General features: G+C 68.0%; 14 protein-coding genes. 8 read left to right on the top strand and 6 right to left on the bottom strand.

The genetic code is table 11. The annotated features are described in order from the left end of the window. Positions 1 to 23: 23 nt before the first annotated feature. A complete protein-coding gene (gene map / locus D9R12_RS00195; protein WP_122227605.1) occupies positions 24 to 800 on the bottom strand; it encodes a type I methionyl aminopeptidase in 777 nt (258 codons plus the stop codon). A 678-nt stretch (positions 801 to 1,478) separates the two neighbouring features. On the opposite strand from map, the gene rpsB reads away from it, so the two are divergent. The 3 genes from rpsB (at position 1,479) to D9R12_RS00180 (ending at position 3,920) form a co-directional block, all read left to right on the top strand. Further along, on the top strand, positions 1,479 to 2,261 hold the full coding sequence (gene rpsB / locus D9R12_RS00190) for a 30S ribosomal protein S2 (protein WP_014161050.1): 783 nt from the start codon (positions 1,479 to 1,481) through the stop codon (positions 2,259 to 2,261). Positions 2,262 to 2,396: 135 nt separating this feature from the next. Continuing rightward, complete coding sequence (gene tsf, locus D9R12_RS00185; protein ID WP_014161051.1) at positions 2,397 to 3,275, top strand: translation elongation factor Ts; 879 nt, start codon at positions 2,397 to 2,399, stop codon at positions 3,273 to 3,275. A 147-nt stretch (positions 3,276 to 3,422) separates the two neighbouring features. After that, positions 3,423 to 3,920 (top strand): REP-associated tyrosine transposase, encoded by a 498-nt coding sequence (locus D9R12_RS00180; RefSeq protein ID WP_244919607.1) that lies wholly within the window; start codon positions 3,423 to 3,425, stop codon positions 3,918 to 3,920. 138 nt (positions 3,921 to 4,058) lie between these two features. Here D9R12_RS00180 and radA read toward each other — a convergent pair whose 3' ends face one another. Continuing rightward, positions 4,059 to 5,450, bottom strand: a complete 1,392-nt coding sequence (gene radA, locus D9R12_RS00175; protein ID WP_122226897.1) for a DNA repair protein RadA — start codon at positions 5,448 to 5,450, stop codon at positions 4,059 to 4,061. Between the two features lie 126 nt (positions 5,451 to 5,576). Here radA and D9R12_RS00170 point away from each other — a divergent pair, with 126 nt between their 5' ends. From D9R12_RS00170 to D9R12_RS00150, 5 genes are all read left to right on the top strand, one after another. Continuing rightward, entirely contained in the window at positions 5,577 to 6,515 is a 939-nt protein-coding gene (locus D9R12_RS00170) for an ankyrin repeat domain-containing protein (protein WP_122226895.1), read from the top strand. Positions 6,516 to 6,546: 31 nt separating this feature from the next. After that, on the top strand, positions 6,547 to 7,851 hold the full coding sequence (gene tilS, locus D9R12_RS00165) for a tRNA lysidine(34) synthetase TilS (RefSeq protein ID WP_122226893.1): 1,305 nt from the start codon (positions 6,547 to 6,549) through the stop codon (positions 7,849 to 7,851). Between the two features lie 35 nt (positions 7,852 to 7,886). Then, positions 7,887 to 8,147, top strand: coding sequence for an exodeoxyribonuclease VII small subunit (locus tag D9R12_RS00160; protein WP_043290532.1), 261 nt, complete (start codon positions 7,887 to 7,889; stop codon positions 8,145 to 8,147). After that, entirely contained in the window at positions 8,137 to 9,015 is an 879-nt protein-coding gene (locus D9R12_RS00155; protein WP_122226891.1) for a polyprenyl synthetase family protein, read from the top strand. Before D9R12_RS00160 ends, D9R12_RS00155 begins: the two co-directional genes overlap by 11 nt. Positions 9,016 to 9,177: 162 nt before the next feature. Continuing rightward, entirely contained in the window at positions 9,178 to 10,155 is a 978-nt protein-coding gene (locus D9R12_RS00150) for a 2-hydroxyacid dehydrogenase (RefSeq protein WP_122226889.1), read from the top strand. A gap of 420 nt (positions 10,156 to 10,575) precedes the next feature. Here the strand turns inward: D9R12_RS00150 and D9R12_RS16105 are convergent, their stop codons facing one another. The 4 genes from D9R12_RS16105 to D9R12_RS00130 all read right to left on the bottom strand — a co-directional run bounded on the left by D9R12_RS16105 (position 10,576) and on the right by D9R12_RS00130 (position 13,847). Next, a complete protein-coding gene (locus D9R12_RS16105) occupies positions 10,576 to 10,938 on the bottom strand; it encodes a type II toxin-antitoxin system RelE/ParE family toxin (protein WP_083833534.1) in 363 nt (120 codons plus the stop codon). Then, positions 10,880 to 11,065, bottom strand: coding sequence for a hypothetical protein (locus tag D9R12_RS00140; RefSeq protein WP_043290534.1), 186 nt, complete (start codon positions 11,063 to 11,065; stop codon positions 10,880 to 10,882). Before D9R12_RS00140 ends, D9R12_RS16105 begins: the two co-directional genes overlap by 59 nt. Positions 11,066 to 11,308: 243 nt before the next feature. Then, complete coding sequence (locus D9R12_RS00135) at positions 11,309 to 12,451, bottom strand: DUF1501 domain-containing protein (RefSeq protein WP_122226887.1); 1,143 nt, start codon at positions 12,449 to 12,451, stop codon at positions 11,309 to 11,311. A 1-nt stretch (position 12,452) separates the two neighbouring features. After that, positions 12,453 to 13,847, bottom strand: coding sequence for a DUF1800 domain-containing protein (locus D9R12_RS00130; RefSeq protein WP_122227602.1), 1,395 nt, complete (start codon positions 13,845 to 13,847; stop codon positions 12,453 to 12,455). Positions 13,848 to 13,944: the final 97 nt, after the last annotated feature.

Genomic DNA, 13,944 nt, shown 5'->3' with positions numbered 1-13,944 from the left:
GTCGCTGGCGGCCGCCGGGGTCCTCACAGGTCGTTGTCGTCGCCCGGCAGCCGGGTCAGGATCTCCACCCCGTCCTCGGTCACCGCCACGGTGTGTTCCCACTGCGCCGAGAGCCTGCGGTCCTTGGTCACCACGGTCCAGCCGTCCGGCAGGGTCCTGGTGTAGCGGGTGCCCTCGTTGATCATCGGTTCGATGGTGAAGGTCATGCCCGGCTTGAGCACGACCCCTTCGCCCGGACGCCCGTAGTGCAGCACCTGCGGCTCGTCGTGGTACACCGTGCCGATGCCGTGGCCGCAGTACTCGCGCACCACGCTGAAACGCTCGGATTCGGCGTACTGCTGGATCGCATGACCGACATCGCCCAGCGTCGCGCCCGGCTTGACCGCACGGATGCCGCGGAACATCGCCTCGCGGGTGACCTCGACCAGGCGCCTGGCCATCACCGACGGGGTGCCGACGATGTACATGCGGCTGGTATCGCCATGCCAGCCATCCTTGATCACGGTGACATCGATGTTGACGATGTCGCCGTCCTTCAACACCTTGGATTCATTGGGGATGCCGTGGCAGATCACGTTGTTGACCGAGGTACACACCGCGGCGGGGAAGCCACGGTAGCCGACGTTGGCCGGAATGGCGTCCTGCACCTTGACGATGTGGTCGTGGCAGATGCGGTCCAGCTCGGCGGTGGTCACGCCGGGCTTCACGTGCGGGGCGACGACCTGCAGCACCTCGGCGGCCAGGCGGCCGGCCACGCGCATTTTTTCCAGGTCGGCGGCGGATTTCAGTTGGATGCTCATGATCACCATTATCGCCGATTCGGGCCGTGCCTGAACGGAACCGGGGCGCGCAGCCCGGCAAGGGGGGCGAAAAACCGCGCAGCGGCAAACAGCGCGCGGCTTGCCGCTTGCCAAGCCCGGCGGGAGTCCCCAGATGACCAACAGCGGGCGAAGCAGGTGATCGCCGGCGGCCAAATGTGACGCGTGGATGCACGACAACGCGGCCGCAGTGCCGGTATCTGCCACCACGCAACCTATTGTCTGTACAGGGTTTTAGCCTCACGAGGGCCGGTTGGCACGGCCCATGCTTACACCATCTCCCCAAGGCCGACGCATCCCGCTGCGGCCACTCCGCCGGAAAACCCATGCCATGCGTCTGACCGCCTCGCGCCGCCTGCTGCTGCTCGTCATCCTGATGGCCGCCGCGCCGCTGTTTGCCTGAAACACCCCGACGCCTGCGCGATTTGCGCCAGCGTCCGCCGCGCGGCTATAATCCGCCGGCTCTGCGAGGCCTGCCGGCCCGCATGAACCGCCCACGCCGGGCGTCACCGGCGAATACACACCTGCTGCCACAGCCCGTGCCGGGGTGCCTTTCCAAGAGGAAGGTTCGGACACGGATGCCGCAGGGAGGCCCAACCCCGGAACCGTCAGTACCGCATCCCACCGAGCGGCCGGTTCCACTGCCCTGGAGTTTTTGCAATGTCCCAGATCACCATGCGCCAGATGCTGGAAGCCGGCGTCCATTTCGGCCACCAGACCCGCTACTGGAACCCGAAGATGGCTCCGTACATCTTCGGCGCCCGCGGCAAGATCCACATCATCAACCTGGAAAAGACCCTGCCGTTGTTCGTCGATGCGATGAACTTCATCAGCGCCATTGCCCAGAAGCGCGGCACCATCCTGTTCATCGGCACCAAGCGCAGCGCCCGCGATTCCATCAAGGAAGAAGCCGAGCGCTGCAACATGCCGTACATGACCCAGCGCTGGCTGGGCGGCACCCTGACCAACTTCGCCACGGTGAAGAAGTCCGTGGCCCGCCTGAAGGAACTTGAAGCCGCCGAAACCGACGGCACCTTCGAAAAGCTGGTCAAGCACGAAGTGCTGGGCCTGCGCCGCGAGCGCGACAAGCTGCTGGCCTCGCTGGGCGGCATCAAGGAAATGAACCGCCTGCCCGACGCGCTGTTCGTGATCGACATCGGCCACGAGGACATCGCCATCAAGGAAGCCAAGAAGCTCGGCATCCCGGTGGTGGCCGTGGTCGACTCCAACTACGATCCGGCCCTGGTCGACTACCCGATCCCGGGCAACGACGACGCCATCCGCGCCGTGCAGCTGTACGCCCGCGCCGCCGCCGACGCGGTGCTGGAAGGCAAGGCCGCTTCGCCCAACAACGCCGTCGTGCGCGAGGAAGAGTTCAGCGAAGGCAGCGCCGAGGCCAAGCCGGCCCGTCGTGGCCGCAAGAGCGACGAAGCCTCCGCCTGAGGCGTCATCGCCGCGCAACGCCGGCGCGCCATGGTCGCGCGTCGGCCCCAGCGGCAGGCATGCGTCCGGCCGTTGTCGCTTGGAATGGCGCCATGCGCCTTCCCAACCAATACCCAAAAAACCGAGGTCACCACCGTGGAAATCACTGCTTCCCTGGTCAAGGAACTGCGCGAGCGCACCGGCGCCGGCATGATGGAGTGCAAGAAGGCACTCACCGAGAACGCGGGCAACATCGACGCCGCCGCCGAGTGGCTGCGCAAGTCCGGCCTGGCCAAGGCCGACAAGAAGGCTGATCGGGTCGCCGCCGAAGGCAAGATCGCCTCGGCCCAGGACGGCGGCAAGGCCGTGCTGGTCGAGATCAACTCCGAGACCGACTTCGTCGCCAAGGACAGCAACTTCCTGACCTTCGCCGACGCCGTCGCCCAGGCCGCCCTGGCCTCCGGCGCGACCGATGTCCAGGCGCTGAAGTCGGCCAGGCTGCCCTCCGGCCAAACCATCGAGGAAACCCGCGCCGCCGTCATCGCCAAGGTCGGCGAGAACGTGCAGGTGCGTCGCATGGTCGCCATCAACAGCACCAACAACGTGGCCGCCTACGTCCACGGCGGCCGCATCGGGGTGCTGGTCGAAGTGGCCGGCGGTGACGCCGAGCTGGCCCGTGGCCTGGCCATGCACGTGGCCGCGATGAACCCGCCGTACAACAAGGCCAGCGACGTGCCGGCCGAGTTCGTGGCCAAGGAAAAGGAAATCGAGCTGGCCAAGATGTCCGAGAAGGACAAGTCCAAGCCGGCCGACATCCTGGAGAAGATCATCAGCGGCAAGATCGCCAAGATCGTCAACGAAGTGACCCTGTACGGACAGCCCTACGTGCTGGACACCAACCAGAGCGTGGAGCAGGTGCTCAAGGCGGCCGGCGCCGAGGTCGTGGGCTTCAAGCGGCTGGCCGTGGGCGAAGGCATCGAGAAGGTGGTGGAAGACTACGCCGCCGAAGTGATGAAGCAGGCCGGCCTGGCCTGATCCGCGCCGACTGGTCGGCAACAAAAAAGCCGCGGGAAACCGCGGCTTTTTTGTTGTTCCAGCCCGTGGGAGCCGCCATGGCGGCGATGCGCCTCTGCCGACACCGCCGCCGCAAAACCAGACATTTCCGACAGACCATCACGCCCCATGCTGATTGCAGCAGCTCCATCGCCAGACCATGCTGACCGCATGCCGCTCCCCCGATCTCACCTTCTCCGGAAGCACCGATTTTCCGAATCCGGAAGGATTTACCTGATCACCTTCGCGACCCACCGGCGCACGCCCTACTTCTCTGAACACCCTCATGCAGCTGTTGTCGCGCGCTGCCTGAACAGCCCGCAAGCCTGGCCCCATGGAAGACTGCTTTGCTGGACCCTGATGCCAGATCACTGGCATGGCCTGCTTGAGCTGGGCACCGAATCCCTTGATCGCAGCATCGGCCGCGCCAAAGCGCTGGCAACCCGCCAGTGGCACAAGGCGTTGGATTGCCAACACGTGCTGTGGGGGCGCGGATTCCACGACCGCGCAGTCCGCAAGGACGAGGACGTCCTGCACATGGCGCGTTACATCGTGGCCAACCCCGTTCGCGCAGGACTGGTCCGCCGGGTCGGCGACTATCCTTATTGGAATGCGATCTGGCTCTGAAGCTGCCAGGCGTGGAAGCGGCGCGGACCTTCCAGTACCCAAGGTGATTCCAACGCGCCGGTAAGGAAGGCATCGCCGCCGTGGCGGCTCCCACCGGTCTTATCCCACTCAACCCTTATCCCACTCAACCCAGCGCCCTCAACCCAGCGCCGCCTCCAGCGCGTCGGTCAGGCGCTCCACCGCCACGATCTCCATGCCCTTGATGCTGGTGGTCTTGGGCGCATTGGCCCTGGGCACGATCGCGCGCTTGAAGCCGTGGGTCGCAGCCTCTTTCAGGCGGTCCTCGCCGTTGGGCACCGGGCGGATCTCGCCGGACAGGCCGACCTCGCCGAAGGCGATGGTCTTTTCGGCCAGCGGCGCATCGCGCAAGCTTGAGAGCACCGCCAGCAGCACCGGCAGGTCGGCGGCGGTTTCCTGCACCCGGATGCCGCCCACCACATTGACGAACACGTCCTGATCGCCCACCACGATGCCGCCGTGGCGATGCAGCACCGCCAGCAGCATCGCCAGGCGGTTCTGCTCCAGGCCCACGGCCACCCGGCGCGGGTTGGACAGCGGCGAGGCATCGACCAGCGCCTGGACTTCCACCAGCAGCGGGCGGGTGCCCTCGCGGGTGACCATCACGCAGCTGCCTGGCTGGCGGGTGCTGCCGCCGGAGAGGAAGATCGCCGAGGGGTTGGAGACTTCCTTCAAGCCCTTCTCGCCCATTGCGAACACGCCCAGCTCGTTGACCGCGCCGAAGCGGTTCTTGAAGGCGCGCAGCAGGCGGAAACGGCTGCCCGACTCGCCCTCGAAATACAGCACCGCATCGACCATGTGCTCCAGCACGCGCGGGCCGGCGATGCCGCCTTCCTTGGTGACGTGGCCGACCAGGAACACGGCCGTGCCGGTCTCCTTGGCATAGCGCACCAGGCGCGCGGCGCTTTCGCGGACCTGGCTGACCGAGCCGGGCGCGGCGGTCAGGGTTTCGGTCCACAGGGTCTGGACCGAATCGGCCACGATCAGCTTCGGCCTGGCTGACGAGGCGTGTTGCAGGATGCTTTCGATGCCGGTTTCGGCCAGCGCGTTCAGGCCCTCCAGCGGCAGGTCCAGGCGGATCGCGCGGCCGGCGACCTGGGCCAGCGATTCCTCGCCGGTGACGTACAGCACCGGCAGGGTGGCGGCCATGCTGGCCAGGGCCTGCAGCAGCAGGGTGGACTTGCCGATGCCAGGGTCGCCGCCGACCAGCACCACCGCGCCTTCGACCAGGCCGCCGCCCAGCACCCGGTCGAATTCGCCGATGCCGGTGGACACGCGCACTTCCTCGCCGTTGCGCACGTCCTTGAGCGCGGTAATCTTCGGCGACTCGGTCTTGCCGGCCCAGCCGGAGCGGCGCGCAGCGGGCGGCGCCCCGGCCGCCGGCTCCAGCACGATCTGCGAGAGCGAGTTCCACGCATTGCACTCGGTGCACTGACCCTGCCATTTGCTGTATTCGGCGCCGCATTCGCTGCACACATACGCGGTGCGCGCCTTGGAGGTGGCCTTGGCCATGAAGCATCCCACTGGAAATCCGGGGATCACTGTAGCGGCGCGGCGTCTCCCGGCGCGAGACCGGGGCGACCGCTGCGGGCAGGTTCTGCCGTGGTAACAAAGGCCGACGCATCGAAGCCCGCGCACTTGGCCAGCCTCCCCCGCGCCACCCGTCCGACCTGGAACCTGCAGCCTGTGCTGGGGCGCGTGCTGCGCGCGACGCTGGCGCTGGCGACCCTGGCAGGATGCGTCTACCTGCTCCTGCCGCTGGACACGACGCCTGCGCCACAGGCGCCACTGGATCCGGCCGACTATTTCACCGGCCCGGGCCTGGAGATGGCCCGCGCGGTGGACCGCAACGACTGGCCCGCGCTGGACAGGCTGGTCTACCAGCGCGGGATCGATCCGGACACGATCTTCGACGTGCACGGCCGGCCGCTGCTGGCCTGGCCACTGGCCACGCGCAACCCGATGGGCCTGCACCTGCTGCTCAACGTCGGCGCCACGCCTGACATCCGCATGCAGTCGACCGGCATCGGCGTGGGCGCGGCAGCGGAGACGGCGCTGGTGCAGGCCGCGGCGATGGCCGATTCGCGCTACCTGACCGAGCTGCTGCTGCGTGGCGGCGACCCGAACGGGCGCAACGCCGCCGGCCAGCCGCTGCTGTACGTGGCCTTCATCAACGGCCATTGGGACAACGTGAAGGCGCTGGTCATGTCCGGTGCCAACCTGGACACCACGCTGTACACCGAGGACGGCTACGACACGGTGCTGAGCTGGTATTCCAGGATCGGCCGCTTCGACCGCCTGTACTGGCTGCTGGAACACGGCGGCGACCCGACCCGAATCATGCGCGACCTTCCCGATTCGCGCCTGGCCGATACCGCAGACTCCAACGAAGGCCGCATGCCGGTGGTCGAGGACGTCTTCTATGCGCAGGTGCCCGCGCACCAGCGTGACTGGCAGCAGGCCTGCCAGGCCTGGCTGCTGCTGCACAACGTCGATCGCCCGCCGCCGCCACCGACCTGGCGCATGCGCCAACGCCAGCGCAGCCAGGACGAGGACGGCAACGCGATCCAGTTTTAGGAGCCGCGCAGGTGCGTGGCACCATCTGCGCATGTCCCAACCGCTCGCGCTGCTCTGGCTTCCACCGGCCGCACCTGCCCAGGCGCAGCTGTGGGTGGCGTTGAGCGGCGGCCTGGATTCGACCGCGCTGCTGCACGCCATGGCCCAGCGCTGGCGGGGCACACGGCAGCTGCGCGCGATCCACGTCCACCACGGCCTGCAGGCCCAGGCCGATGACTGGGCCGCACATTGCGCCAGGCTCTGCGCGCAGCTGCAGGTGCCGCTGGAGATCGTGCGCGTGCAGGTGGACCGCAGCCGTGGTGCAGGCCTGGAAGCGGCCGCCCGCCACGCCCGCCATGCGGCGTTTGCCCAAGTCATGCAGGCCGGCCAGGTGCTGGTGACCGCGCACCACCAGGACGACCAGGCCGAAACCTTCCTGCTGCGGGCACTGCGCGCGTCCGGGCCGGACGGACTGGCGGCGATGCGGCCGTGGCGCGCCTTCGCCAGCGGCTGGCTGTGGCGGCCGTGGCTGGCGCTGCCGCGCAGTGCGATCGCCGCCTACGCGCGCGAACACGCCCTGCACTGGATCGAGGACGCCAGCAACGCCGACACCACGCTGGACCGCAATTTCCTGCGCCACCAGGTGCTGCCGCTGCTGCAGGCGCGCTGGCCGCACGCGGCCACCGCCCTGGCACGCAGCGCCGGGCTGAGCGCGCAGGCCAGCGCACTGCTGCAAATCCAGGACCAGGCCGCGCTGGAACAGGCCCGCACCGCCGATCCGGCCGTGCTGTCGGTGCCGGCCCTGCAGGCGCTGCCGCCCGCGCTGCGGGCACGTGTGGTGCGATCCTGGGTCCAGGCCCGCGGCCTGCCGCCCTTGCCAGCCCGCGGCCTGGCCCGGCTGGAAGACACCCTGCTCACCGCGCGAGCCGACGCCCAGGCGCAGTTCGACTGGAATGGCGTCTGCCTGCGCCGCTGGCGCGACCAGCTGCACGCCGGCCCGTTGACGCCGCCGCTGCCGGCGGACTGGGAGGTGCGCTGGGATGGTCGCGCGCCGTTGCTGCTTGCCGATGGCGGCGGCCTGCAGCTTGTGGGTCATGCGGTGTTCGATCCAGCGCTGCGGGTCACCGCGCGCCACGGTGGCGAACGCATCCACCTGCCCGGGCGCAGCCATTCGCACGCACTCAAGCACGTGCTGCAGGCGCTCGACCTGCCGCCCTGGCAGCGCAGGCACCTGCCGCTGCTGCGCGACCAGGCCGGCCAGGTGCTGGCCGCTGGCGATCGCATCCACTCCGCCGATTTCGCCGCATGGCTGCAGGCACGTGCAGCCAGCCTGCGCTGGACACCGCCGGGCGCGTGATTGACCCATCACCCATGCGCGCACACACTTTGCCCATGGCCAAGAAACCCGCAACAGAGACTTCGCCGGTGGCGCATTTCGAAACCTCGCTGGACGAGCTGGAACGGCTGGTCGGGCGCATGGAACTGGGCGAACTGAGCCTGGAAGAATCGCTGGCCGCCTACGAACGCGGCGTCGGCCTCTACCGCAGCTGCCGCACCGCGCTGGAGCAGGCCGAACTGCGCGTGCGCCTGCTCAGCGACCCGGACCGCCCCGACACCGCCGAACCCTTCGCCCCGCTGCCCGATGGCGAGTGAAGCCGTATTCACGCGCTGGGCCCAGCGCGTGGAGGCTTCGCTGGACGCTGCCCTTCCCGACCCGGTCCGCGCCCCGCAGCGCCTGCACGCGGCCATGCGCCACGCAGCCTTGGGCGGTGGCAAGCGCATGCGTCCGCTGCTGGTCTACGCCGCCGGCACGATGACCGGCGCCGATGAAGGCGTGCTGGATGCGCCGGCCACCGCGGTCGAACTGATCCACGCCTACTCGCTGGTCCACGACGACCTGCCGGCAATGGACGATGACGCCCTGCGCCGTGGCCAGCCCACCGTGCACATCGCCTTCGACGAGGCCACCGCCGTCCTCGCCGGAGACGCGCTGCAGACCCTGGCCTTCGAGGTGCTGGCCGGCAGCGATGCCGGCGCCGTGCTGCGCGTGGCCTGGCTGCAGACCCTGGCCCAGGCCAGCGGCGTGGCCGGCATGTGCGGCGGCCAGGCCCTGGACATCGATGCCACCGGACAACTGCAATCGCTACAGGCGCTGCAGCACATGCACGCGCTCAAGACCGGCGCCCTGATCCGCGCCAGCGTGCGCCTGGGCGCCCTGGCCGGCGGCGTGGAAGAAGCCACTTTGCAACGCCTGGATGCCTTCGCTCAGGCCCTGGGCCTGGCCTTCCAGGTCCGCGACGACATCCTCGACATCGAAGCCAGCTCCGAAACCCTCGGCAAGACCGCCGGCAAGGATGCCGCCCAGTCCAAGTCCACCTATCCTGCGCTGCTCGGCATCGACGGTGCGAAGGCGAAGCTCGACGCGCTGGCGGCGCAGATGCACGAGTTGCTGGCGCCGTTTGGGGAACGCGCAGATGCATTGGCGGCGTTGAGTGAGCTGGCGGTCAAGCGCGAGCGTTGAGTTCGCATCAAATGGCAAAATCGCTGCGCTATTGTGTGCCAGGCGCGGAACTTCGAACGAAGTCAATCGCGACCCCTGTCTCGCACGCAGGAAACCACGGCATGTCGGTGGAGGACGCCGATTTACCAGCCCTCCGCCGACACAAGGCAAAGGAGCGTTGTCATGCAACCAGTGAATGTGCTTGTGACCGCCAGGCTCGATGAGAATCTGAAAACAATCATCGACGACCATCTGCGCGATGTTGCCAATGTCACGTATCTCGGCCCGGAGGAGGGCCGAAACCAAGCCATTGGGCATGCAGATGTGCTTCTTTCCTGGAACCCTTCCCGGGAGTTCTCGGAGGATGAGTATCGGCGAATGAACAAGGCGCGATTCATGCAGCTGTTGTCTGCCGGTGCCGACCATGTTCCCTTCAGGCTATTCCCCGAGACGCTGGTCGTCGCCGGGAACGCGGGTGCATACGCAGGACCCATGGCTGAGCATGTCATGGCCATGACCCTGGCCCTGTCCAAGAACCTCAGGGAAGGTCACAGGAAGCTTGTCGCTGGGCAGTTCGATCAGTTTGGCATGAACAGATTTCTTCGTGGCTCCACATGCGCCATCCTTGGTTTTGGCGGGATCGGCAAGGCCACCGCCCAGCTCATGAAGGCCTTTGGGGTCAAGATACTTGCGGTCAATACCAGCGGCAGGACCGACGAAGACGTCGACTTCATCGGCACGACAAAAGATCTGGAGGATGTCCTGGGCCGCGCCGACATCGTGGTCGTCTCAATGCCCTTGTCGCGCTCGACAAAAGGGCTCATCGGCGCGCGCGAGCTGACATGGATGAAGCCCGATGCCATCCTGGTGAACGTGGCAAGAGGGGAGATCATCGATGAAGGCGCCTTTTACGAACATCTGAAGTCGCATCCGGCTTTCAAGGCAGGCATCGACGCCTGGTGGGTCGAGCCCTTCAGGCATGGAAGGTTTGAGGTGCATTATCCTTTCCTCGATCTGCCCAACGTCCTGGGCTCGCCACACAATTCCGGCATGGTGCCCGAGGCCATGGCGCAAGCAACAAAAGAGGCTGCGGAAAACATCAAGCACTACATGACGGGAGGAAAGGTAAAGGGGGTTTTCAGGAGGGAAGAATATCTTTAGATACTGGGCCACGGGCTGCCTTGCTGGCCCGGCGCGGGCTAGGAGCCACCCAAACACCACCTGCAGCACCTGGCCATGGCAACGCAGGCAGTCGCGATGAGAACCGTGCAACGAGCCGACCCTGGAAGAGCAAAACGAGGACGGGTAGAAAACCGAAAAAAAAAGGCAGGCAGGGTCACTCTGCTCTCTTTTTCTGGCAGTGCAGATGCACGAACTGCTGGCACCCTTGTCGGATGCGTCGGCGGTGCCACGTGAATTGGCAGTCAGGGCGCGGGCATCGAGTCCGCATCAGACCACAAGATCTTCGCAACCTGACGTGGGTGCGGACCTTCAACTTACGGTAAGTGCATTCCCCCTGTTTCCCTTGGTGTCGCGATTCGGCGTCGGCTTGAACGGCGCAGCCGTTAGGCCGCGCCGTAGTCAGTCGTGCAGATCGGCCAGATCGGCCGGCATCAGCTGCCGATAGTGCAGCACCGTCAGAATCTCCACCTGCGTCTGCGTCACGCGGTAGATCAAGCGATAGGGCCGCTCCAGCAGCTCCCGCACGTCCGCAGGCCGATAGCGTTCCAGCCGCTTGCCCATCGCTGGCAACTCGCCCAGTTCCAGTGCGCGGCGCGCCAGCTGGAGCGTCACCGACGCCGCAACGTCCGGGGCGTGCGCTTTCAGGTAGGTCTGGTCTGGATCTCCAGCGGCCGGGCCTGGGCGCCTGGCGTCCAGCAGACCCTCATGCGGCCAGTTCGAGTTGCCGAAGCACGTCCTCGGCGGCAATGAGCTGCCCGGCATCGGCCTGCTCGATGCCCTTTTCGATCGCCCGGTGCAAGGCGGCCTGATAGATCAGGTCCTCCCAACTGGCCTCGTCGGGCAGGTCGTCCACTAGCTGATGGGCCTGCTGTTTGAACGCGGCGGCCATGGGCTGTTCTCTCGCAAGGGATGTCCTGATCATCTTAGCCCCGGCCGACCTGGCTGTCCCCATCGTCCCCGGGCAGGCGTTCAGCGTGCTGCAGACGCCGCCAGTGCACCCGCAGCAGCCGTTCGACCACCCGCCGCCACCTGCGTCGCCTCCCGGTTGTAGAGCACCAGGTCGCCGTAGTCGGTGTGCAAGGTGCACTTCTCCACGCCGGCCCCTCCTGGGCGTCAGCGAGGCATCACCGTGTCACCCCAGCAGGCCATCCATCGCCCGCACCTTGCCGCTTTCGGGAAACACCGTCTTTTCCAGCCGGCCCTGGTCCACGCGCAGGTGGCCGGCCAGCACGGCCTTGAACAGCGCGCGCATGTCGGTGGTCACGCGCAGATCGCGACCGTCGTTGAGGGCGGCCTGCGACAGGCCGGGCCAGTGGCCGGCGATGCGGCCGCCGCGCACGGCGCCACCTGCCAGCAGGGCCAGGCCGCCGGTGCCGTGATCGGTGCCGCCGGTGCCGTTGGCCCTGGCGGTGCGGCCGAACTCGGTGACCACCACGACCACGGTCTTGTCCCAGAGGCTTTGCGCGCCGTCGTGGAAGGCGCGCAGGCCGTTGTCCAGCTGGGTCAGTTTGTTCTTCAGGATCGCCGCCTGGCCGGCGTGCGTGTCCCAGCCGGAATCCTCGACGAAGGCGATGCGCGGGCCGTCGGGTTGGGACATGAAGGTCGCCGCCGCAGCGGTTGCCGCCGCCATCCGGCCCTTGCCGCCGGCGCCCTGCACCGCGGCCATGCCCTGGTTGGCCACCGCCCGCTGGAAGTTTTCGGCCAGCGCGCTGTCGTGCGCGTACAAGTCCTGCAGGCGCTGCAGCAGGATCGGGTTGACCTGCCTGGGCAGCGGCGGCGACCAGGTGGAGGCATCGCCGGGGCCGCGCATGATCAGCGGCATCACCGTGGTGATCGACAGCGCCTGGGTGCCGGCCATCGCGCCAGCGCAGCGGTTGAGCCAGCCGGTGTTGGCGCCGCCGGGGCGGGCGCTGCCGTTTTCCAGGCAGTCCTGTGCCTCGAAGTGCGAGCGCTGCTGGTACGGCGGGGCGATCGCCACCACCGGCAGCAGCTGCTTCTTGCCATACAGCGCATGGGCGAAGGCCAGCGAGGGATGCAGCGCGAAGTCGGCGTCCAGCTTGAGCGCGTCGTCCGGTGCCAGCTCGCCACGCAGGCTGCGGTAGTTGGGGTCGTCGATCGGGATCAGGGTGTGCAGGCCATCCAGGCCGCCGCGCAGCAGCACGACCAGCAGGCGCGTGTCGTTGCCGTGCAGCGCGGCCAGGCCGAGCGAGGGCCACAGCGTCAGGGTGGTCATCGCGCCAGCGGCGCCGAGGAAGGCGCGTCGGGTCAATGGCATTTCAGGTCCTCCACTGGAACGCGGGGCTGGCGAACAACAGCGCCAGGCCATCGCGCGGCGATTCGGCACGCCTGAGCGCGGTCAGGGTGTCGGCGTCGAGGGTGTCGGCGAACACCGCCTGCGCGGTGCCCAGCGGATCGAGCAGAGCCTCGGGCACCGCTTCGGCCAGCGCCTGCGCACTCTGCACCCGCTTCCACAGCGCGTCGGGCCCGCTCCACTGCGCGGCGTCGTCTTCGAAGCCGGCCGGCGAGCGCGGGGTCAAGGTCGGCTGGCCCATGCGGTTGAGCAGCGTGGCCAGCGCCTGCGGGCGCCGGTCGTCGGGCCGGCCGCCGGCGCGCAGCGCGGACACCACGAAATCGTCGGGCGTCTTGAACTTGCGCGCCTGCGCGCCCCACGCGGCCGGGTGGCGGATCAGCGTGGCGTAGACGCTGGCCAGATCGCCATCGGTTTTCAGCCACGCGCGGGTCATGGCCTCGACCACGCCCGGCGGCGGCGCATCGCTGATCAGGTGCCGGGCGATCTTGCTCGAAACATGCCGCGCGGTGGCCGGATGCACGGCCAGCTGCGCCAGCACGGCCTTGCCCTGGTCCATGCCGGCCTGCGGGTAGCGCTTGCCCATGACCGTGCGCGCGCCGCCTTCATGGGCGTTGGCGCGGAACACGAAGGCGCTGTGGACCTGGCCACGCTTGAAGTCCTGCGGCATCGGCACGCCCCAGCCGGTGATGGCCTTGGCCAGCTCGGTGACATCGGCCTGGGTATAGCCGCCGTTGGCGCCGACGGTGTGCAGCTCCAGGATCTCGCGGGCGAGGTTTTCGTTGAGCCCCGGGGCCTTGTCCGGATTGCGCCGGCGCGCGCGCATGGCCACCATCGAGTCGGCGCCGACCGAGCGCGCGTTGTCCAGGAAGCGCAGCATCGCCGGGTGCGTTTCCACCGCCAGCAGCAGCTCGCCAAAGCGGCCGATGACGTGTGGGCGGATCGCTTCGCGCTCCATTGGCGCGGCGTAAGGTGCGGCCACCGGCTTGTCCAGCGACACGGCGAAGTGGTTCGACCAGAACCGCACCATGCGCTCGACAAAGCTCGCCTGGCTCTCGACGGCGACTTGGTGGCGCAGGGCCAGTTCGCGCACCTGGCCCTGGCGCAATGCCTTGACCAGCCCGGTGGGCTTGTCACCGCCGTTCTGCCTGGCTTCGCGCCGTGCCTGCTGCAGGGCGATGTCCTGCTGCAGGACCTCCAGGCTGGTCGGCAGGCCCGCCAACGCCGCGGGCGGCGCGCCGGGATGCAGCTGCGCAAGCAGCCAGCCCTGCGGGTCGGCCAGCCCGGCCAGCCCGGCCAGTTCGCCCGGGCGCGCGCCCAGGCCAAAGCGATTGGTGGCGCTGACGGCGGTCTGGCGGGTCATGCGCATGGCACCTGCTGCGAAGAAACACTGCACATGCAAACGCCCCACCGCGCATCGGGTTGACCTGCGCCGGAACGTGTTCAGTGAGGTTCATGGC

It is taken from the genome of Pseudoxanthomonas spadix (assembly GCF_003703395.1).
GTDB classification, from domain to species: domain Bacteria; phylum Pseudomonadota; class Gammaproteobacteria; order Xanthomonadales; family Xanthomonadaceae; genus Pseudoxanthomonas_A; species Pseudoxanthomonas_A spadix.
The sequence above is the reverse complement of the archived record's forward strand: the minus strand, read 5'-3'. Positions and strand labels throughout refer to the sequence as shown.